The 19,386-nt window shown below is 52.7% G+C and carries 21 protein-coding genes; 15 read left to right on the forward strand and 6 right to left on the reverse strand.

What is annotated here, in order from left to right:
• The first annotated feature begins 54 nt into the window (after nt 1-54).
• The 5 genes from OH663_RS01990 to OH663_RS02010 are packed head-to-tail and all read left to right on the forward strand — an operon-like array spanning nt 55 to nt 3,109.
• Nucleotides 55-480, forward strand: a complete 426-nt coding sequence (locus OH663_RS01990; protein ID WP_045447341.1) for a PPC domain-containing DNA-binding protein — start codon at nt 55-57, stop codon at nt 478-480.
• A gap of 24 nt (nt 481-504) precedes the next feature.
• Nucleotides 505-1,083, forward strand: coding sequence for an ECF transporter S component (locus OH663_RS01995; protein ID WP_045447343.1), 579 nt, complete (start codon nt 505-507; stop codon nt 1,081-1,083).
• On the forward strand, nt 1,084-1,791 hold the full coding sequence (locus tag OH663_RS02000) for an energy-coupling factor transporter transmembrane component T (protein ID WP_200009972.1): 708 nt from the start codon (nt 1,084-1,086) through the stop codon (nt 1,789-1,791). It begins immediately after the preceding gene.
• Entirely contained in the window at nt 1,779-2,456 is a 678-nt protein-coding gene (locus tag OH663_RS02005) for an ABC transporter ATP-binding protein (protein WP_200009973.1), read from the forward strand. Before OH663_RS02000 ends, OH663_RS02005 begins: the two co-directional genes overlap by 13 nt.
• Nucleotides 2,450-3,109, forward strand: a complete 660-nt coding sequence (locus OH663_RS02010; protein WP_200009974.1) for an ABC transporter ATP-binding protein — start codon at nt 2,450-2,452, stop codon at nt 3,107-3,109. The genes OH663_RS02005 and OH663_RS02010 overlap by 7 nt, the downstream gene beginning before the upstream one ends.
• A gap of 53 nt (nt 3,110-3,162) precedes the next feature.
• Here the strand turns inward: OH663_RS02010 and tkt are convergent, their stop codons facing one another.
• Entirely contained in the window at nt 3,163-5,154 is a 1,992-nt protein-coding gene (tkt, locus tag OH663_RS02015; RefSeq protein WP_200009975.1) for a transketolase, read from the reverse strand.
• Nucleotides 5,155-5,433: 279 nt separating this feature from the next.
• Here tkt and loiP point away from each other — a divergent pair, with 279 nt between their 5' ends.
• Nucleotides 5,434-6,192, forward strand: coding sequence for a metalloprotease LoiP (gene loiP / locus OH663_RS02020; protein ID WP_045447355.1), 759 nt, complete (start codon nt 5,434-5,436; stop codon nt 6,190-6,192).
• Nucleotides 6,193-6,342: 150 nt separating this feature from the next.
• Here the strand turns inward: loiP and speB are convergent, their stop codons facing one another.
• From speB to OH663_RS26040, 4 genes are all read right to left on the reverse strand, one after another.
• On the reverse strand, nt 6,343-7,263 hold the full coding sequence (gene speB / locus OH663_RS02025) for an agmatinase (RefSeq protein WP_003027056.1): 921 nt from the start codon (nt 7,261-7,263) through the stop codon (nt 6,343-6,345).
• 142 nt (nt 7,264-7,405) lie between these two features.
• The gene (gene speA, locus OH663_RS02030) at nt 7,406-9,382 is read right to left on the reverse strand and encodes a biosynthetic arginine decarboxylase (protein ID WP_071829027.1); all 1,977 of its coding nucleotides are present in this window, start codon (nt 9,380-9,382) and stop codon (nt 7,406-7,408) included.
• Nucleotides 9,383-9,390: 8 nt separating this feature from the next.
• A complete protein-coding gene (gene yqgB / locus OH663_RS02035) occupies nt 9,391-9,522 on the reverse strand; it encodes an acid stress response protein YqgB (protein WP_071829029.1) in 132 nt (43 codons plus the stop codon).
• A 92-nt stretch (nt 9,523-9,614) separates the two neighbouring features.
• Nucleotides 9,615-9,752 (reverse strand): hypothetical protein, encoded by a 138-nt coding sequence (locus tag OH663_RS26040; RefSeq protein WP_269429419.1) that lies wholly within the window; start codon nt 9,750-9,752, stop codon nt 9,615-9,617.
• A gap of 482 nt (nt 9,753-10,234) precedes the next feature.
• Here OH663_RS26040 and metK point away from each other — a divergent pair, with 482 nt between their 5' ends.
• The 8 genes from metK to ruvX all read left to right on the forward strand — a co-directional run bounded on the left by metK (nt 10,235) and on the right by ruvX (nt 17,634).
• Entirely contained in the window at nt 10,235-11,389 is a 1,155-nt protein-coding gene (gene metK, locus OH663_RS02040; RefSeq protein ID WP_048220579.1) for a methionine adenosyltransferase, read from the forward strand.
• Between the two features lie 400 nt (nt 11,390-11,789).
• The gene (gene galP / locus OH663_RS02045) at nt 11,790-13,184 is read left to right on the forward strand and encodes a galactose/proton symporter (RefSeq protein WP_200009976.1); all 1,395 of its coding nucleotides are present in this window, start codon (nt 11,790-11,792) and stop codon (nt 13,182-13,184) included.
• A gap of 77 nt (nt 13,185-13,261) precedes the next feature.
• Entirely contained in the window at nt 13,262-13,759 is a 498-nt protein-coding gene (locus tag OH663_RS02050) for a SprT family zinc-dependent metalloprotease (RefSeq protein ID WP_045447367.1), read from the forward strand.
• Nucleotides 13,760-13,853: 94 nt separating this feature from the next.
• Nucleotides 13,854-14,561 (forward strand): deoxyribonuclease I, encoded by a 708-nt coding sequence (endA, locus tag OH663_RS02055; protein WP_200009977.1) that lies wholly within the window; start codon nt 13,854-13,856, stop codon nt 14,559-14,561.
• Between the two features lie 76 nt (nt 14,562-14,637).
• Complete coding sequence (gene rsmE / locus OH663_RS02060) at nt 14,638-15,369, forward strand: 16S rRNA (uracil(1498)-N(3))-methyltransferase (protein WP_045447373.1); 732 nt, start codon at nt 14,638-14,640, stop codon at nt 15,367-15,369.
• Between the two features lie 158 nt (nt 15,370-15,527).
• Nucleotides 15,528-16,475, forward strand: a complete 948-nt coding sequence (gene gshB / locus OH663_RS02065; RefSeq protein WP_045447375.1) for a glutathione synthase — start codon at nt 15,528-15,530, stop codon at nt 16,473-16,475.
• Nucleotides 16,476-16,654: 179 nt separating this feature from the next.
• Nucleotides 16,655-17,218, forward strand: a complete 564-nt coding sequence (locus OH663_RS02070; protein WP_045447378.1) for a YqgE/AlgH family protein — start codon at nt 16,655-16,657, stop codon at nt 17,216-17,218.
• On the forward strand, nt 17,218-17,634 hold the full coding sequence (gene ruvX / locus OH663_RS02075) for a Holliday junction resolvase RuvX (RefSeq protein WP_045447381.1): 417 nt from the start codon (nt 17,218-17,220) through the stop codon (nt 17,632-17,634). Before OH663_RS02070 ends, ruvX begins: the two co-directional genes overlap by 1 nt.
• Nucleotides 17,635-17,677: 43 nt before the next feature.
• Here ruvX and OH663_RS02080 read toward each other — a convergent pair whose 3' ends face one another.
• The gene (locus OH663_RS02080) at nt 17,678-18,658 is read right to left on the reverse strand and encodes a type IV pilus twitching motility protein PilT (protein ID WP_045447384.1); all 981 of its coding nucleotides are present in this window, start codon (nt 18,656-18,658) and stop codon (nt 17,678-17,680) included.
• Between the two features lie 17 nt (nt 18,659-18,675).
• Between OH663_RS02080 and OH663_RS02085 the strand changes: the two genes are divergently transcribed.
• Nucleotides 18,676-19,380 (forward strand): YggS family pyridoxal phosphate-dependent enzyme, encoded by a 705-nt coding sequence (locus tag OH663_RS02085; protein WP_200009978.1) that lies wholly within the window; start codon nt 18,676-18,678, stop codon nt 19,378-19,380.
• Nucleotides 19,381-19,386: the final 6 nt, after the last annotated feature.

Consider the following 19,386-nt stretch of genomic DNA (forward strand, 5'->3'; position numbering starts at 1 on the left):
CTTACCTGCGTCTATATTATCAGCGCTACGTCCGAGTCTCGGAGTCCCCAATCTATGGCCACATTTTACCCCCACTCATCTGAAGCTCGCTTCCACGCGTTGCGTTTATTACCCGGTCAGGAAGTTTTTGCCCAACTGCACGCTTTTGTACAACAGCATCAGCTCCAGGCTGCCTGGATAGCCGGTTGTACCGGGAGTCTGACCAACATAGCCTTACGCTATGCAGGGCGCGAAGAAACTACATTAGTGACCGGAACATGGGAAGTCATCTCCCTGAACGGTACGCTTGAGCTCACCGGAGAGCACCTTCATCTCTCGGTATCCGACCCACAAGGCGCGATGCTGGGAGGCCATATGATGGCTGGCTGCACCGTGCGTACCACGTTGGAACTGGTTATTGGCGAGCTGACAAGTCTGGCGTTTAGCCGTCAGCCCTGCGCAGTTTCCGGCTATGACGAACTGGTTATCTCATCCCGCTAACGCTTCACTTCAAAGAGGTCTTTTATGGCGCGTCGCCAATTTTCCAGCCAGTCACTGGTACTGATTGTCATTGCTATAGCGATCAATATGGTCGGAGGACAGCTAATCAGTATGTTGAAACTGCCTATTTTTCTCGACTCCATTGGCACCTTAATCAGCGCGGTGCTGTTAGGCCCGATTGTAGGGATGCTGACAGGATTACTTACCAATCTGCTCTGGGGTTTATTGACCGATCCTATCGCCGCAGCCTTTGCTCCCGTGGCAATGGTTATCGGACTGGTTGCCGGATGGCTGGCGCGGGCAGGATGGTTCCGTACCTTACCGAAAGTGGTGGTCAGTGGCGTGATTATTACCCTGGCCGTCACAATCGTCGCCGTACCTATCCGCACCACTCTTTTTGGTGGAGTCACAGGCAGCGGTGCCGATTTATTTGTCGCCTGGATGCATTCCGTCGGTCAGAACCTGGTGGAGTCCGTTGCCATCACCGTCATCGGTGCGAATCTGGTCGATAAAATTCTGACGGCGGTGATCGTCTGGATACTGTTGCGTCAGCTTCCGTTGCGCACAACGCGTCATTTTCCAACGATGTCTGCAGTGCGTTAAATGCATCCGTTTACCTCGTTGACCTTATGGGCGTTTGCCGCCTGCTCGACGTTACTGCTACCGGCAGGAATACCGCTTACCGTTTACAGCCTGGCGATGTTTCTCTGTTTGCTGAGCATAAAAGCAACGCGCCCCCGGGCGAAATATGTGGTCTGGCTGATGCTCCCCTTAGGGTTTGGGCTGTGGCTGGTACACGGAGGATGGTTGACGGAGTGGATCAGCGGTCAACCACGCACGCCAGAACGCTGGGCCGGAGCCGTCACGCTGTGGCTACGGATCCTGGTGATTGTATCAACGTCACAGATGTGGATGCAGTACGTACCGGTATCGCGGTTTATTCGCGCCCTGTTCGCCTCCCGCCTGCCCCCCGGCGTCGCCTATCTGTTCGCAGGTCCGCTACTGGTCGTCGAGCAGCTCAAACGGCAGTTGGCGATCATTCATGAGGCTCAACGTGCTCGCGGCGTACCGCTGGATGAGCGCTGGTATCAGCGCTTGCGTGCCATACCTGCACTTATTGTGCCGTTAACACATAATGCGCTAAACGATCTGGTTGTACGCGGCGCAGCGCTGGACATGCGGGCATTTCGCCTGCACCGCAGACGAACCACGCTTTGGGCACCAGAAGACAGTACATTACAGTGCATCGCCCGGTACACCATGGTGTTCGCCATGCTGACAGAAGCAGGAGTGTGGATATGGTTACGCTAGAGCAGTTTCGCTATATCCCAACACACGCCACGCGTCCGCCAGCCTGCTTTGACTTTCACTACTCAGCGCCTGGCATGATCGCGATTTTTGGGGATAACGGCAGCGGTAAAAGTACGCTGGCACAGCTGATGGCGGGCTGGTACCCGGATTTTCTTCCCGGAGAAATTGAGGGCAAAGGTACACTGCTGGGTAATCCCGTCGGGGAGCTGTCGCTCGTGGAGCAATCCTGCACCATCCAGCTTGTGCAGCAATTGCCTTATTTACAGCTTTCCGGGTGTACTTTCAGCGTAGAGGAGGAGGTGGCATTCGGCCCGGAAAACCTCAGCCTGGACGAAGCGGAGATAATGCGCCGAATTGACAAGGCACTTACGCTGACTGAATGTCAATCACTGCGTCATCGCCATCCAGCTACGCTTTCAGGCGGCGAAACTCAACGGGTTGTCATTGCCAGCGCCCTCGCGATGCAACCTAAGATATTAATACTGGATGAGGCTTTCAGTCGTCTGACGTCACAGGCCACCGACATGCTGTTGGAGCGCTTGCAACAATGGGCACAGATACAACATTCATTGGTCGTACTTTTCGAGCGTAATCACTCCCCTTTTCTGAGCCAGTGCCAGCGGGCCTGGCAATTGCGCAACGGAGCTTTATTCCCCTTATGTTAACGCTGAATCAGGTCACCTATCGCTGGCCAAACGCTAATGAAGACTGTTTGCGCGATGTTTCGTTAGTGCTTAGAGAAGGTGAATGGCTGGCGCTAACTGGCGATAATGGCGCAGGCAAATCCACGCTGCTGCGTGTAATGGCAGGGCTTTTGCCTCCCTCATCGGGTGAGATTACCCTGCAGAACATGCCCATTGCGCAACTAAAAAACCGTGAACGAGCCAAAATTCTCGGGGTACTGTTTCAGGAAGCAGAAAATCAAATTTTTCACAGCAAGGTAGCTGAAGAAGTGGCCTTTGGCTTACGGTTACAGAAGCGCCCTGCAACGGAGATTGCGCAACGCACCACAGCAACACTGCAATTATGCGGGTTAGAGGACGTCGCCGACGCACATCCACTGGATTTGCACACGGCGCAGCGACGTATGGTCGCCGTCGCCAGCCTGGAAGCCCTCGCCCCCGCAATTTTGCTGCTTGATGAACCCAGCCGGGATTTTGATACGCACTGGCTGAGCATATTTGAAAACTGGCTTTCAGTATGCCGCAAGAGGGGAACCAGCGTTGTCGCAATCAGTCATGACGCAGCTTTCACACAGCGCCATTTTGCCAGCGTAGTGCGTCTTGAATCCGGTCAATTAATCACGGAACAGTCCTGATGAGCAAAAAAAAACGGGCCGCCTGAGCGACCCGTTTACCGTTGTAATCAGAATTACAGCAGCGCTTTCGCTTTCGCGACCACGTTGTCTACGGTGAAGCCGAACTCTTCAAACAGCAACTCTGCCGGAGCAGACTCACCAAAGGTGGTCATACCGACGATAGCACCGTTCAGGCCCACGTATTTGAACCAGTAGTCCGCAATACCCGCTTCGATAGCAACGCGAGCAGAAACGGCTTTCGGCAGTACAGATTCACGGTAAGCCGCGTCCTGTTTGTCGAATGCGTCAGTGGACGGCATGGAAACCACACGCGCCTTCACGCCTTCTGCGGTCAGTTTGTCCCACGCAGCAACAGCCAGCTCAACTTCAGAACCGGTAGCAATGAAGATCAGCTCCGGCTGACCTGCACAATCTTTCAGTACATAACCACCGCGAGCGATGTTCGCCAGTTGCTCTTCGGTACGTTCCTGCTGCGCCAGGTGCTGACGGGAGAGGATCAGCGCGGTCGGGCCATCCTGACGCTCAACGCCGTATTTCCACGCTACTGCGGATTCAACCTGGTCACATGGGCGCCATGTGCTCATGTTCGGGGTAACACGCAGGGAAGCAACCTGCTCTACCGGCTGGTGAGTCGGGCCATCTTCACCCAGGCCGATGGAGTCGTGGGTATAGACCATTACCTGACGTTGTTTCATCAGCGCAGCCATACGTACCGCGTTACGGGCATATTCCACGAACATCAGGAAGGTAGAGGTGTACGGCAGGAAACCACCGTGCAGAGAGATACCGTTCGCGATAGCGGTCATACCGAATTCACGTACACCGTAATGGATGTAGTTACCGGCGGCATCTTCGTTAATCGCTTTAGAACCAGACCACAGCGTCAGGTTGGATGGCGCAAGGTCAGCAGAACCACCGAGGAATTCCGGCAGCAAAGGACCAAACGCTTCGATTGCATTCTGCGATGCTTTGCGGCTGGCGATTTTCGCCGGGTTAGCCTGCAGTTTAGCAATGAACTCTTTCGCTTTCGCATCGAAGTCAGACGGCATTTCACCGTTCATACGACGGGTGAATTCAGCCGCTTCCTGAGGGAAGGCTTTCGCATAAGCAGCAAACTTCTCGTTCCATGCGGCTTCCTTTGCCTGGCCTGCTTCTTTCGCATCCCACTGAGCATAGATTTCGGACGGGATTTCGAACGGCGCGTATTTCCAGCCCAGTTGTTCACGGGTCAGTGCGATTTCAGCGTCGCCCAACGGTGCGCCGTGAGAATCGTGCGTACCTGCTTTGTTTGGAGAACCGAAGCCGATGATGGTTTTGCACATCAGCAGAGACGGTTTGTCAGTCACTGCACGGGCTTCTTCTACTGCGCGTTTAATCGCATCAGCATCGTGACCATCTACGCCACGAACTACGTGCCAACCGTAAGCTTCGAAACGCTTCGCGGTATCATCAGTGAACCAGCCTTCAACGTGACCGTCGATGGAGATGCCGTTGTCGTCGTAGAACGCAATCAGTTTACCCAGTTTCAGCGTACCGGCCAGGGAGCATACCTCGTGAGAGATACCTTCCATCATGCAGCCATCGCCCATGAAAGCGTAGGTGAAGTGATCAACGATGTCGTGGCCTGGACGGTTAAACTGCGCCGCCAGTGTTTTTTCAGCGATAGCCATACCAACCGCGTTAGCGATACCCTGACCCAGCGGACCGGTAGTGGTTTCCACACCCGCGGTATAACCCACTTCCGGGTGACCCGGAGTTTTTGAATGCAGCTGACGGAAGTTCTGCAGTTCAGACATCGGCAGATCGTAGCCGGTGAGGTGCAGCAGGCTATAGATCAGCATAGAGCCGTGGCCGTTGGACAGCACGAAGCGGTCACGGTCAGCCCAGGATGGGTTATTCGGGTTGTGGTTCAGGAAATCACGCCACAGGACTTCGGCAATGTCAGCCATCCCCATCGGGGCGCCCGGGTGACCGGATTTGGCTTTCTGTACTGCGTCCATGCTCAGCGCACGAATAGCATTGGCAAGCTCTTTACGTGAGGACATTTTGACTCCAGATCGGATAATGAAGGCCATACCCTTAACGACTTGACGACAGCGCGTTTTGGGCTACGCCGGAAAAAAGTGCCAACAATGTAACCCAAGCCGCGTGTCATGTACATGGAGCATCCTTTTACCGCTTCAGAAATCTCCGGATCATGCTCGTAAGTTGCGCAATCTTCTCGCACGCTTATTGTTCTTTTCTTTATACTTAGGCCGAGCGTCGGTTTATCTGCAAACCACGCATTTTTTAGAATAATCCTGACTTTGTGCGGAAGAGAAAAAATGAAAATTCGCGCTTTACTGCTTGCTATGAGCATGGCTACGGCATTGACCGGTTGCCAGAATATGGACTCCAACGGACTGCTTTCTTCAGGTGCGGAGGCTTTTCAGGCCTACAGCCTGAGCGATGCCCAGGTTAAAGCGCTGAGCGATCAGGCCTGTAAGGATATGGACAGCAAAGCGACCATCGCCCCGGCGGGCAGCGAATATGCGACGCGTTTAAGTAAAATTTCCGCTGCGCTTGGCGATAACATCAACGGCCAGCCGGTAAACTACAAAGTCTACATGGCGAAAGATGTGAACGCCTTTGCCATGGCAAACGGCTGTATCCGCGTCTATAGCGGTCTGATGGATATGATGACCGATAATGAAGTTGAGGCGGTCATTGGTCACGAAATGGGTCACGTCGCGCTGGGTCACGTGAAAAAAGGTATGCAGGTTGCGCTGGGAACCAACGCCGTACGTGCCGCGGCGGCCTCTGCGGGCGGGATTGTCGGCAGCCTGTCACAATCACAATTGGGCGATCTGGGTGAAAAACTGGTGAACTCACAGTTCTCCCAGCGTCAGGAGTCCGAAGCGGATGATTACTCGTATGATTTGTTGCGCAAACGTGGCATCAGCCCGGCAGGGTTAGCAACCAGTTTTGAGAAGCTGGCGAAACTGGAGGAAGGACGCCAAAGCACGATGTTTGACGATCATCCGGCATCAGCAGAACGAGCTCAACATATTCGCGATCGCATGAGCGCGGATGGGATTAAGTAGTTTTAGCCCTATTCTGCGATGATATCGGACGTTATTGGCGAAGCCAGTTTGGACACGGACAGCGCACAGCCACCGGAGCGTACACGCAGTACGTGAGGATGGCGAGCACTGCCCGGGTTCAAAATGGCGAGCAAAATAGTCCGATACCGGTTACTCGCCCTTTTTCGCTGCCTGGATGTAAAGCATTTCCAGAGCCAGCGTAGCCGCCGCCAGCGCGGTGATCTCGGACTGGTCATAGGCCGGAGCGACTTCTACGACGTCCATCCCAACGATGTTCAGATCCTTCAGACCGCGCACCAGCTTGATTGCACGATCGGAGGTCAAACCGCCGATCACCGGCGTACCGGTTCCCGGAGCAAACGCCGGATCAAGACAGTCGATATCAAAAGTCAAGTATACCGGCATATCGCCCACAATCTGCTTAACCTGCGCAATGATGTCATCAACGCTACGATCGTTCACCTGGCAGGCATCCAGTACGGTAAAACCGTTGTCTTTGTCGAACTCAGTGCGGATCCCGATCTGTACCGAATGGTTCGGATCGATCAGACCTTCGTTCGGTGCGGTATAGAACATGGTGCCATGATCGAATTCGCAGCCGTTGGCGTAGGTATCGGTGTGAGCATCAAAATGTACCAGCGCCATTTTACCGAAGTGCTTAGCGTGGGCGCGCAGCAGCGGCAGAGTGACGAAGTGGTCACCGCCGAAGGAGAGCATACGTTTACCCGCGGAAAGCAGTTTCTCTGCATGCGCCTGCAGCTTTTCACTCATTTCACGAGCATCACCGAACGCATAAACCAGATCGCCGCAGTCCACTACGTTCAGGCGCTCACGCATATCGAAGTTCCACGGGAAGCGGTTATGTTCCCAGGCGAGGTTGGTGGAAACCTGACGGATCGCTGCCGGGCCATGGCGGCCACCCGCACGACCGGACGTTGCCATATCAAAAGGTACGCCGGTAATCACCCAATCGGCGTCGCTGTCGTATGGCATGAAATTCATTGGCAGACGCAAAAAACCAAAGGCGTTAGAAACCAGGGAGTTGTCGTATTGATGACCTAAGGTGCTCATGTACTGACCTCTTTTAAAATCGGTGAAAAAAAATCCCCTCCGCGTCGTTAAGCCCGACGAGGAAGGGATTGATTTACGTGGCTACTTATATGGGCGAATTATCGCCGTTAATTTGTCCCGGTTCAAGCGAACCGGGACAGCCTTACTCGTCTTCCAGGTATGTGTATCCGTAAAGACCTGCCTCGAACTCTTCGAGGAACTGCTGTTGCAGAGCATCATCCAGATCGGTCTGTTTGACCTGGTCACGGAAGTGCGTCAGCAAAGTATTTGGATCCAGCTGTACGTACTGCAGCATGTCCGCCACGGTATCCCCTTCGTCAGACAGCTCAACTTCCACGCTGCCGTCCGGGAAGACAAACACGTCAACCGCTTCGGTATCACCGAACAGGTTGTGCATGTTGCCGAGGATTTCCTGATACGCACCCACCATAAAGAAGCCCAGCATCGGCGGGTTCTCTGGATCGTACTCCGGCATCGGCATGGTGGTGGCAATACCATCCCCATCGATGTAGTGGTCGATAGCGCCGTCAGAGTCACAGGTGATATCCAGCAATACCGCACGACGCTCAGGCACTTGATCCAGCCCTTCCAGCGGCAAAACCGGGAACAGTTGATCGATGCCCCACGCATCCGGCATTGACTGGAACAGTGAGAAGTTGACGTACACTTTGTCCGCCATACGCTCTTGCAGTTCATCAATGATTGGACGGTGCGCACGGTTTTGCGGATCTAACTGTTTTTGCACCTCGTGGCACATGCTTAAATACAGTTGCTCCGCCCAGGCGCGCTCCTGCAGGCTGAACGTACCGGATGAATAGCCAACATGAATGTCGTGCAGATCCATCTGGCTGTCGTGCAGCCATTCACGCAGCGAACGACGGGTACCTGGTTCGTGCATTTCCTGCCAGGTTTCCCACATACTCTGCAACGCACGTGGAGCATCTTCAACCGGTGCGGTCGGCTCGGTATATTCGTTACGCTCCACACCAATAATGTTAGACACCAGTACGGTATGATGCGCGGTTACCGCACGGCCAGACTCGGTGATCACCGTCGGGTGCGGCAATCCGTTTTCTTCACAGGCGTCGCCAATCGCCCAGATGATATTGTTGGCGTACTCGTTCAACCCATAGTTGACCGAGCAGTCAGACTGCGAGCGCGTACCTTCATAATCCACGCCCAGACCGCCGCCCACATCGAAGCACTGAATATCAACACCCAGTTTGTGCAGTTCAACGTAGAAACGTGCAGATTCACGTACGCCGGTCGCGATATCGCGAATGTTCGCCATCTGCGAACCGAGGTGGAAGTGCAGTAACTGCAGGCTATCCAGACGCCCTGCTTCACGCAGCGTTTCAACCAGTTGCAGAACCTGCGTTGCCGCCAGACCGAACTTGGATTTTTCGCCGCCGGAGGACTGCCATTTGCCAGAACCTTGTGATGCCAGACGCGCACGCACGCCCAGACGCGGGATCACATTCAGGCGCTCAGCTTCATCCAGCACGATAGCGATTTCAGACATCTTCTCGATGACCAGATAGACCTTGTGGCCCATCTTCTCGCCAATCAGTGCCAGACGGATGTATTCACGGTCTTTGTAGCCGTTACAGACGATAACGCTACGGGTCATACCCGCATGGGCCAGAACAGCCATCAGTTCGGCTTTCGAACCCGCTTCCAGCCCCAGTGGCTCACCGGAATGGATCAGCGATTCAATCACGCGGCGGTGTTGGTTGACCTTGATCGGGTAAACAAGGAAGTAGTCGCCTTTATAGCCGTAAGATTCCCGCGCGCGTTTAAACGCGGCGTTAATTGAACGCAGACGATGTTGCAGGATCTGCGGGAAGCAGAACAATGCAGGCAGGCGCTGGCCTTGCGCTTCACGGGCTTTCACCAGTTTAGCGAGATCGACGCGCGCTTCCGGTACGTCAGGGTCCGGGCACACGCTAATGTGTCCTAACTCATTGACGTCATAGTAGTTATTACCCCACCAGGCAATATTGTAAGTACGCAGCATCTTGCTGGCTTCCTGGGAACTCATTGCAACCTCCTGCATGGAGCGTAGTACACCCTGTCCGCCTGCTGACGAAGGCGAACCCATAGAAATGTCGTCAGACATAGCGAACCTCAGATTTTATTAACAAGTGTAAAACAGTTGACTACTATCGCAATCCGAAGACGCGATAACAACCCATAAACAGGCAGATTTTCCAGCAGATAGTGCTGACGCTCCGACTGTGCGACCGGTTTCTTTTTCATTTCATTGTAAACACGTAACCGAACTTAAAGATGACGGTTCGGCGAAACCACGAGAAAACTCTTGTTTTAACAAGAGCGCCCTTGTTCAGTCCTTAGTTGCCGTTACCGGCTCTGGAGTCCTGAGAAGCGCCGAGATGGGTATAACATCGGCAGGTATGCAAGATGCAGATTGCGGGGGACATATGTACACCAGAACGGTGTGACAGATTCAGCAGAATACAACGGTTCATTATCTCGTATCACCTCCATGGTCGCTCCATAAAGAACGAACCCACAAGCCAAAGCTAAAGTTTTAACCCGGCTGGAAGTGGCAACACGATGAAAACGTCGTGTGCTTTTTGTCTACCCTAAATAATTCGAGTTGCAGGAAGCCAATGCATATGCAACTTGAACTATGACGGATATTTGAGCCGCGCGCCGCGTTTTATACCGACAACAGTGCGAAAAAGCAAAAGATAAATGCACGCATTGCCAGCACCGTCAGGAAAAATTTCCAGTTACATTTTCAGTGCAATACGACTTTACTCAAAAAAAGCTGGAAATCGTGCGGAGAAGTAACCTAAAATAGACGTCCAGAAGTTAATCCATCTATACCGATTAACACTCAGACTGCCAGTGTCAGTAATATGCAGACTCATGGTAGAATCTTCTACACATGACTATTCCACGCAACAGTTTGAGCTAACCAAATTCTCCTTAGGTGAAATTAAATATGGCAAAACACCTTTTTACGTCCGAGTCCGTATCAGAAGGGCATCCTGACAAAATCGCTGACCAAATTTCTGATGCTGTTCTGGATGCAATCCTCGAACAGGATCCGAAAGCACGCGTTGCCTGCGAAACCTACGTCAAAACCGGCATGGTTTTAGTTGGCGGTGAGATCACTACCAGCGCATGGGTAGATATCGAAGAGATCACCCGTAACACCGTTCGCGAAATTGGCTACGTGCATTCCGACATGGGCTTTGATGCTAACTCTTGCGCTGTCCTGAGTGCTATCGGTAAACAGTCCCCGGATATCAATCAGGGTGTTGATCGTGCCGATCCACTGGAGCAAGGCGCGGGTGACCAGGGTCTGATGTTTGGTTATGCAACCAATGAAACCGACGTGCTGATGCCAGCTCCCATCACCTATGCTCACCGTCTGGTTCAGCGTCAGGCTGAAGTACGTAAAAACGGCACGTTATCCTGGCTGCGCCCGGATGCAAAAAGCCAGGTCACTTTCCAGTATGACGATGGCAAAATTGTCGGTATTGATGCAGTAGTTCTGTCTACTCAGCACTCAGAAGACATCGATCAAAAATCACTGCAAGAAGCGGTGATGGAAGAGATCATCAAGCCAGTACTGCCGACCGAGTGGCTGACTGCTTCGACCAAATTCTTCATCAACCCAACTGGTCGTTTTGTTATCGGCGGCCCGATGGGCGACTGCGGTCTGACAGGTCGTAAAATCATCGTTGATACCTACGGCGGCATGGCTCGTCACGGCGGCGGTGCATTCTCTGGTAAAGATCCTTCTAAAGTTGACCGTTCCGCAGCCTACGCTGCCCGCTATGTAGCGAAAAACATCGTTGCCGCAGGTCTGGCTGACCGTTGTGAGATTCAGGTTTCCTACGCTATCGGCGTAGCTGAACCGACCTCTATCATGGTGGAAACTTTCGGTACTGAAAAAGTATCTTCTGAACAGTTGACCCTGCTGGTTCGTGAGTTCTTCGACCTGCGTCCGTACGGCCTGATTCAGATGCTGGATCTGCTGCACCCGATCTACAAAGAAACCGCCGCTTACGGTCACTTTGGTCGCGAACATTTCCCATGGGAAAAAACTGACAAAGCGCAACTGCTGCGTGATGCTGCCGGTCTGAAGTAATTCACCGGCAACAGACAGCAAATTAGGACCAGCCTGAAGGCTGGTCTTTTTTTTTGCCTTCGCCTCGCCCACAACTCAGCCCACTGGCAATGCGTTTTACACGTGACTTTCACTACAAATGAAAGCGATTACATTCAGTTGATATCAACCCACACTGAATTCACATTGCCTTATTTCTATAGTTTCAATACTGTTACATATTTTTTCAGCATCGTCTTAATTCCAGGCAATCACTCACCAAACACCATTATTAAAAATCTTTATTTTCAATAAGATAATACATAATCAATATGAATGTTAGTGTAAGCGATTACACTAATGTGATGAAAATCGCATTTTTTTACTCCGTACTCACCTACCCTTAACATCAACAAAACTAGCTACCCAACCGGAGGGCATCATGCCTGACAATAAAAAACAGGGGCGTTCCAACAAAGCCATGACATTTTTTGTCTGCTTTCTTGCAGCCCTGGCAGGATTACTTTTTGGCCTGGATATCGGTGTTATTGCCGGTGCTTTACCTTTCATTACCGACGAGTTTCAAATTTCCGCACACACTCAGGAATGGGTGGTGAGTTCCATGATGTTTGGTGCAGCCGTAGGGGCTGTCGGCAGTGGCTGGCTCTCCTTCAAGCTGAGGCGTAAAAAAAGCCTGATGATCGGCGCCATCCTGTTTGTCGCAGGGTCGCTGTTCTCCGCAGCCGCACCGAATGTTGAAGTGCTGCTCCTCTCCCGCGTACTGCTGGGCCTGGCGGTTGGCGTCGCGTCCTACACCGCACCGTTGTACCTGTCCGAAATTGCGCCGGAAAAGATCCGTGGCAGCATGATCTCCATGTATCAGTTGATGATCACCATCGGGATCCTCGGTGCCTATCTGTCCGATACCGCATTTAGCTATAGCGGCGCATGGCGCTGGATGCTGGGCGTAATTATAATCCCTGCTCTGCTGCTACTGGTTGGCGTGTTCTTCCTGCCGGACAGTCCACGCTGGTTCGCCGCCAAACGTCGCTTTGTTGATGCCGAACGGGTGCTGTTGCGCCTGCGAGATACCAGCGCAGAAGCCAAGCGCGAGCTGGATGAAATTCGTGAAAGCCTGCAGGTGAAACAGAGTGGCTGGGCGCTGTTTAAAGAGAACAGCAACTTCCGTCGCGCGGTATTCCTCGGCGTGCTGTTACAGGTGATGCAGCAATTCACCGGGATGAACGTCATCATGTACTACGCGCCAAAAATCTTTGAACTGGCGGGTTACACCAACACCACTGAGCAGATGTGGGGCACCGTTATCGTTGGCCTGACCAACGTACTGGCTACCTTTATTGCCATTGGCCTGGTTGATCGCTGGGGCCGTAAACCAACGTTGATCCTCGGCTTTATCGTCATGGCCGTTGGTATGGGCGTGCTGGGTACCATGATGCATGTGGGTATTCATTCTGCTGCTGCCCAGTACTTCGCAGTGTTGATGTTGCTAATGTTTATCGTTGGCTTCGCAATGAGTGCCGGTCCGCTGATTTGGGTACTGTGTTCTGAAATTCAGCCGCTGAAAGGCCGCGATTTCGGGATTACCTGTTCTACTGCAACCAACTGGATTGCCAACATGATTGTCGGCGCAACCTTCCTGACGATGCTGAACTCGCTGGGAAGCGCCAATACCTTCTGGGTCTACGGTGGTCTGAACGTCCTGTTCATCTTCCTGACCTTGTGGCTGATTCCGGAAACCAAAAACGTTTCTCTGGAACACATTGAACGTAACCTGATGAAAGGCCGTAAACTGCGCGAAATCGGCGCACACGACTAATCATCTGAGGCTTCCTCCCCCACCGGGGGAAGCCTCCCTCTTGCAGTCCTTTTCCTGTCCCATTATCCTCTGGCGTTATGAAAACCTCCCGTCTACCCATCGCGATCCAGCAAGCCGTAATGCGCAGCCTGCGGGAAAAACTCGCCCAGGCAAACCAAAAGCTGGAACGTAATTACCCGGAACCAAAGCTGGTTTATCAACAACGTGGCACCGCAGCGGGTACGGCGTGGCTGCAAAACTATGAAATCCGCCTCAACCCGGTACTGTTGATGGAAAACGTCGAGGCGTTCGTTGAAGAGGTCGTTCCTCATGAACTGGCGCATTTGCTGGTCTGGAAATACTTTGGCCGCGTACCGCCACACGGTAAAGAGTGGAAATGGATGATGGAGAATGTGCTGGGCGTACCGGCCAGACGCACGCATCAGTTCGAACTTCAGTCAGTACGACGCAATACTTATACCTACCACTGTAAGTGCCAGGAGCACCAGCTCACTGTCCGTCGCCACAATCGCGTTGTTCGTGGTGAAGCGACTTATCGCTGCGTCCACTGCGGTGAACCGTTGGTTGCCGAATAATCCTGCGAATTATCAGGAACTTTTCTGATCCTGCTGATTGCATACAGGAACAACTTTCGCTACGTTGCGCGCTCGATTTGACACGGAGTTCGTGATGTACCGTAATCTCTCTTTTGCCGTGGCGTTGCTGGCCACAGCGCTATCTGGTCCGGTTTTAGCCGAAGGCATTAACAGTTTTTCACAAGCGAAAACGGCAGGAGTAAAAGTTAACGCCGATGCGCCTGGCGATTTCTACTGCGGATGTAAAATTAACTGGCAGGGAAAAAAAGGGGTCGTTGACCTGGCCTCCTGCGGCTATAAAGTGCGAAAAAATGAAAATCGTGCCAGCCGTATTGAATGGGAACATGTCGTGCCAGCCTGGCAATTTGGTCATCAACGCCAGTGCTGGCAAGACGGCGGACGTAAAAACTGTGCCAAAGATCCGGTCTATCGCAAAATGGAAAGCGATATGCATAACCTGCAACCGGCGGTGGGTGAAGTGAATGGCGATCGAGCTAACTTCATGTACAGCCAGTGGAACGGCGGTGAAGGTCAGTACGGACAGTGCGCCATGAAGGTCGACTTTAAAGAAAAAGTGGCCGAGCCGCCTGCACGCGCTCGTGGTGCCATTGCTCGTACCTATTTTTATATGCGCGACCAGTACAATCTGACGCTTTCCCGCCAGCAAACCCAGCTTTTTAATGCCTGGAATAAGCAATATCCGGTGACGGACTGGGAGTGTGAACGCGACGAACGCATCGCTAAGATACAGGGTAACCATAACCCATACGTGCAACGCGCTTGCCAGGCGCAAAAGAGCTAACCTACACTAGCGTCAATATTTTTAACCCATGCCCTGACCTTTAAGTTGCTCAGGGCCATGACGCGGATGGTTAACTATGCGCATTCCTCGCATTTATCACCCTGAACCACTCTCTTCCGGCAGCCAAATTTCATTGTGTGAAGATGCCGCCAACCATATCGGCCGCGTGCTGCGTATGGGCGCGGGCCAGGCGCTACAACTGTTTGACGGTAGCAATCAAGTATTTGACGCCGAAATCACCCATGCCAGCAAGAAAAGTGTGGATGTGAAAGTACTTAGCGCTGAGCACGACGATCGTGAATCACCGCTGCATATCCATCTTGGACAAGTTATGTCTCGCGGCGAAAAGATGGAATTTACTATCCAGAAATCGATTGAACTGGGTGTAAGCCTCATTACGCCACTTTTTTCTGAGCGCTGCGGCGTTAAACTGGATAGTGAACGCCTGAACAAGAAGCTCCAGCAGTGGCAGAAAATAGCTATTGCTGCCTGTGAACAGTGCGGTCGTAACCGGGTACCTGAAATTCGCCCGGCGATGGATTTGGAAGCCTGGTGCGCCGAACAGGATGAGGGATTGAAGCTAAACCTTCATCCTCGCGCCAGCGCGAGCATCAACACTCTGCCGCTACCCGTAGAGCGCATCCGGTTGCTGATTGGCCCGGAAGGTGGGTTGTCGGCAGATGAAATTGCCATGACCGCACGTTATCAGTTTACTGATATCCTGTTAGGACCTCGCGTTCTGCGTACTGAGACAACTGCGCTCACCGCCATTACCGCGCTACAGGTGCGTTTTGGTGATCTGGGCTAAGACCGCCCTATTAGGCGTAATTGTCGCAGCTAGTTTGAACATGGACAGCGCACAGCAACCGGAGCGTACACGCAGTACGTGAGGATTGCGAGCACTGCCCAGGTTTAAACTGGCAAGAAAAATAGCCTAAGAGGTTGGGCTTTTAACGGAGAAGAACAATGATCAAGCTCGGCATCGTGATGGATCCCATCGCAAGCATCAACATCAAGAAAGATTCCAGCTTCGCTATGCTGCTGGAAGCACAACGCCGTGGTTACGAACTTCACTATATGGAGATGGCCGATCTTTATCTGATTAACGGTGAAGCCCGCGCCCGTACGCGTACCCTGAGCGTAGAGCAGAACTACGACAAATGGTATGAGTTCAACAGCGAGCAGGATCTGCCGCTGGCAGACCTGGACGTCATTCTGATGCGCAAGGATCCGCCGTTTGATACCGAGTTTATCTACGCGACCTATATTCTGGAACGCGCTGAAGAGAAAGGGACACTGATCGTTAACAAACCGCAGAGTCTGCGCGATTGTAATGAAAAGCTGTTCACCGCCTGGTTTGCCGACCTGACCCCGGAAACGTTGGTCACACGCAACAAAGCACAACTGAAAGCCTTCTGGCAGAAACACAGCGATATCATTCTTAAACCGCTGGACGGCATGGGCGGAGCGTCTATCTTCCGCGTGAAGGAAGGCGATCCGAACCTGGGCGTAATTGCTGAAACGCTGACCGAGCACGGCACCCGCTACTGTATGGCACAGAACTACCTGCCGGCGATTAAAGACGGTGACAAACGCGTGCTGGTGGTTGATGGCGAACCCGTTCCGTATTGCCTCGCACGTATTCCACAAGGTGGAGAAACCCGAGGCAATCTGGCCGCCGGTGGTCGTGGCGAACCTCGTCCGTTAACCGACAGCGACTGGGAAATTGCGCGTCGCATTGGTCCCACCCTGAAAGCCAAAGGCTTGATTTTTGTGGGTCTGGATATCATTGGCGATCGCCTGACGGAAATTAACGTCACCAGCCCGACCTGTATTCGTGAGATTGAAGCAGAATTCCCGGTTTCCATTACCGGTATGTTGATGGATGCTATCGAGGCACGTCTGCAGAAATAAAGCGTTTAATGCCGGATGACGACGCTAAAGCGTCTTATCCGGCCTACGTTTTTCGCCTCCTACAAACCGGAAAAGCGCTACTTTCCGGCAAAAGACGCCTTACATGAGTGACAATTAAGGGCTTTCCCCACATACTGCACACTGTTGCTTTTTTGAACCAGGAAACAGAACCTCTGACAATGAATTTACAGCATCACTTTCTTATTGCCATGCCTGCCCTCCAGGATCCGATTTTCCGCCGTTCCGTGGTGTACATTTGTGAGCATAATGAAAACGGCGCGATGGGGATTATTATCAATAAACCCCTGGAAAATTTACAGATTGAAGGGATACTGGAAAAACTGAAAATTACACCAGAGGCGCGTGACCCGGCTATTCGTCTGGATAAAGCCGTGATGCTTGGCGGCCCACTGGCAGAAGATCGTGGGTTTATTCTGCATACCCCGCCTTCGCGCTTCGCATCCAGTATTCTTATTTCAGATAACACCATCATCACGACTTCCCGCGATGTATTAGAAACCTTAGGTACACAGGAACAACCCTCCGAAGTACTGGTCGCGCTAGGTTATTCGTCCTGGGAAAAAGGTCAGCTGGAGCAAGAATTGCTGGATAACGCCTGGCTCACAGCCCCCGCCGATCTCAACATTTTATTTAAAACACCGATTGCTGATCGCTGGCGCGATGCAGCGAAACTTATCGGGATAGATATTCTGACCATGCCTGGCGTGGCAGGGCATGCATAATGAGCGAAACATTACTCTCCTTTGATTTTGGTACCAAAAGTATTGGCGTGGCTATTGGTCAGCGCATTACCGGTACAGCCAGACCGCTGCCCGCCATCAAAGCACAGGATGGCACGCCGGACTGGAGTTTGATTGAGCGCCTGCTTAAAGAGTGGCAGCCGGATGAGGTCATTGTCGGCCTGCCGCTGAATATGGATGGCACTGAGCAACCCCTTACCGCACGCGCACGCAAGTTCGCCAACCGAATTCACGGTCGTTTTGGCGTAACTGTGACACTTCACGATGAACGCCTCAGCACAGTGGAGGCGCGCTCCGGTCTGTTTGAGCAGGGTGGATACCGTGCGTTGAATAAAGGCAAAGTGGACTCCGCCTCTGCCGTCGTTATTCTCGAAAGTTATTTCGAGCAGGGTTACTAAAAGGTCATCGTTTCATTTTGCTCCAGCATAAACCCTCAGCCCATTACAGCCTGCCCTGCGCCTGACGCTGCTGCAGGCTCTGAGCGAAAGTCTGCATACCTGCCAGTTGCCCGGTTTGTATAACACCGGGGAGCTGGTGGTTTTTCCCCTCGCGGATCAGATTGCCGACAGCCGGAGTATTTACCAGCAACTCAAATAACGCCACTCGCCCTCCCTGCTTATCTTCTTCCAGCTTTTGCGAGAGCACCGCCCGTAAGCTACCCGCCAGTTGATTACGAACCGGATCTTTCTCCTGCGCGGGAAAAGTATCCACCAGCCGCTCCACCGCCTGCGCCGCACCACGCGTATGTAGCGTTGCCAGCACCAGATGCCCGGTTTCTGCGGCGGTTAACGCCAGGCGGATGGTTTCGCTGTCGCGTAGTTCTCCCAATAAAATAACGTCGGGATCTTCACGCAACGCAGCTCTTAATCCTGCGGCAAAAGAGCTGCAATGCGCCCCCATCTCGCGCTGTTGGATCAAACAGCGCTTGCTGGTATAGCGATATTCAATAGGATCCTCCAGCGTCAGAATATGTCCTTCAACGTTCAGATTAAGGTACTCCACCATCGCCGCCAGTGTTGTAGACTTCCCGCTCCCCGTGGCTCCCGTCACCAAAATCAGCCCATTTTCACTATGTAGCAGTTCAGATATAAGGTCAGGTGTCTGCAATGCCTCCAGGTTCGGACAGGCGGCCGGCAGCAACCTCAGAGCCAGCGAAGTCCCTTGTTGGTGGGCAAATGCACTGGCGCGCAGACGACGAGAGTCCGCCAGCGCAATGGCAAAATCAATCTGTCCACTTTCCCGCCACTGTACCTGTTGTTGATCGCTGAGCCAGCCCATCAGCAGTTGTTCCACATCTGGCGCAGTAAACGGCGCAATTTCTATCCTCCCCCGTATGCGCCAGCGCGCAGGCCATGCATTGCACAGGTGTAGATCCGACACGTTATGCTTTACACTAAGGGCCACTATTTCTTCCATATTCATATGAACATCCTCGGAAAATGAACGATATCGCGCATAACCTGGCACATGTCCGGGACAAAATCTTAGCCGCCGCGACGCGTTGCGGGCGGTCTTCAGAAGAAGTTACGTTGCTTGCAGTAAGTAAAACCAAACCTGCGAGCGCCATCGAAGAAGCCATTGCCGCAGGGCAGCGTGCCTTTGGCGAAAACTATGTTCAGGAAGGTGTGGACAAGATCCGCTACTTCAAAGAAAGCGGCGTAGAGGGTCTGCAATGGCACTTTATCGGCCCGTTGCAGTCCAACAAAAGTCGTCTGGTGGCTGAGCATTTTGACTGGTGCCATACGATAGATCGTCTGCGTATCGCTACCCGTCTAAGTGAACAGCGCCCGACAGACTTAGCACCGCTGAATGTTCTGATTCAGATTAATATCAGCGATGAGAACAGTAAGTCAGGCATTCAACTAGCTGAACTTGATACCCTGGCCGCGGAGATCGCCGCACTGCCACGCATTACCCTGCGTGGTCTGATGGCGATCCCGGCGCCAGAGTCAGATTATGTAAGGCAGTTTGAAGTTGCACAGCAAATGGCTGTAGCATTTGCCGGGCTGAAAACGCGCTACCCAAATATCGACACGCTCTCACTGGGAATGTCTGATGATATGGATGCTGCCATCGCGGCGGGTAGCACGATGGTACGCATTGGCACTGCTATTTTTGGTGCTCGTGATTACACAAAAAATTAAGGAAAA

The organism is Citrobacter sp. Marseille-Q5395 (assembly GCF_947057495.1).
Classification (GTDB): Bacteria; Pseudomonadota; Gammaproteobacteria; order Enterobacterales; family Enterobacteriaceae; genus Citrobacter; species Citrobacter murliniae.

Bases quoted from the DNA above. Each gene is read 5' to 3' on its own strand.
- OH663_RS02010 (WP_200009974.1), top strand. From the start codon at position 2,450: ATGTTAACGCTGAATCAGGTCACCTATCGCTGGCCAAACGCTAATGAA.
- speB (WP_003027056.1), bottom strand. From the start codon at position 7,263: ATGAGCACCTTAGGTCATCAATACGACAACTCCCTGGTTTCTAACGCC.
- endA (WP_200009977.1), top strand. From the start codon at position 13,854: ATGTACCGTAATCTCTCTTTTGCCGTGGCGTTGCTGGCCACAGCGCTA.
- loiP (WP_045447355.1), top strand. From the start codon at position 5,434: ATGAAAATTCGCGCTTTACTGCTTGCTATGAGCATGGCTACGGCATTG.
- yqgB (WP_071829029.1), bottom strand. From the start codon at position 9,522: ATGAAAAAGAAACCGGTCGCACAGTCGGAGCGTCAGCACTATCTGCTG.
- OH663_RS02005 (WP_200009973.1), top strand. From the start codon at position 1,779: ATGGTTACGCTAGAGCAGTTTCGCTATATCCCAACACACGCCACGCGT.
- OH663_RS02050 (WP_045447367.1), top strand. From the start codon at position 13,262: ATGAAAACCTCCCGTCTACCCATCGCGATCCAGCAAGCCGTAATGCGC.
- OH663_RS02080 (WP_045447384.1), bottom strand. From the start codon at position 18,658: ATGAATATGGAAGAAATAGTGGCCCTTAGTGTAAAGCATAACGTGTCG.
- OH663_RS02000 (WP_200009972.1), top strand. From the start codon at position 1,084: ATGCATCCGTTTACCTCGTTGACCTTATGGGCGTTTGCCGCCTGCTCG.
- galP (WP_200009976.1), top strand. From the start codon at position 11,790: ATGCCTGACAATAAAAAACAGGGGCGTTCCAACAAAGCCATGACATTT.
- OH663_RS26040 (WP_269429419.1), bottom strand. From the start codon at position 9,752: ATGAACCGTTGTATTCTGCTGAATCTGTCACACCGTTCTGGTGTACAT.
- metK (WP_048220579.1), top strand. From the start codon at position 10,235: ATGGCAAAACACCTTTTTACGTCCGAGTCCGTATCAGAAGGGCATCCT.
- rsmE (WP_045447373.1), top strand. From the start codon at position 14,638: ATGCGCATTCCTCGCATTTATCACCCTGAACCACTCTCTTCCGGCAGC.
- speA (WP_071829027.1), bottom strand. From the start codon at position 9,382: ATGTCTGACGACATTTCTATGGGTTCGCCTTCGTCAGCAGGCGGACAG.
- tkt (WP_200009975.1), bottom strand. From the start codon at position 5,154: ATGTCCTCACGTAAAGAGCTTGCCAATGCTATTCGTGCGCTGAGCATG.
- OH663_RS02085 (WP_200009978.1), top strand. From the start codon at position 18,676: ATGAACGATATCGCGCATAACCTGGCACATGTCCGGGACAAAATCTTA.
- gshB (WP_045447375.1), top strand. From the start codon at position 15,528: ATGATCAAGCTCGGCATCGTGATGGATCCCATCGCAAGCATCAACATC.
- ruvX (WP_045447381.1), top strand. From the start codon at position 17,218: ATGAGCGAAACATTACTCTCCTTTGATTTTGGTACCAAAAGTATTGGC.
- OH663_RS01995 (WP_045447343.1), top strand. From the start codon at position 505: ATGGCGCGTCGCCAATTTTCCAGCCAGTCACTGGTACTGATTGTCATT.
- OH663_RS02070 (WP_045447378.1), top strand. From the start codon at position 16,655: ATGAATTTACAGCATCACTTTCTTATTGCCATGCCTGCCCTCCAGGAT.
- OH663_RS01990 (WP_045447341.1), top strand. From the start codon at position 55: ATGGCCACATTTTACCCCCACTCATCTGAAGCTCGCTTCCACGCGTTG.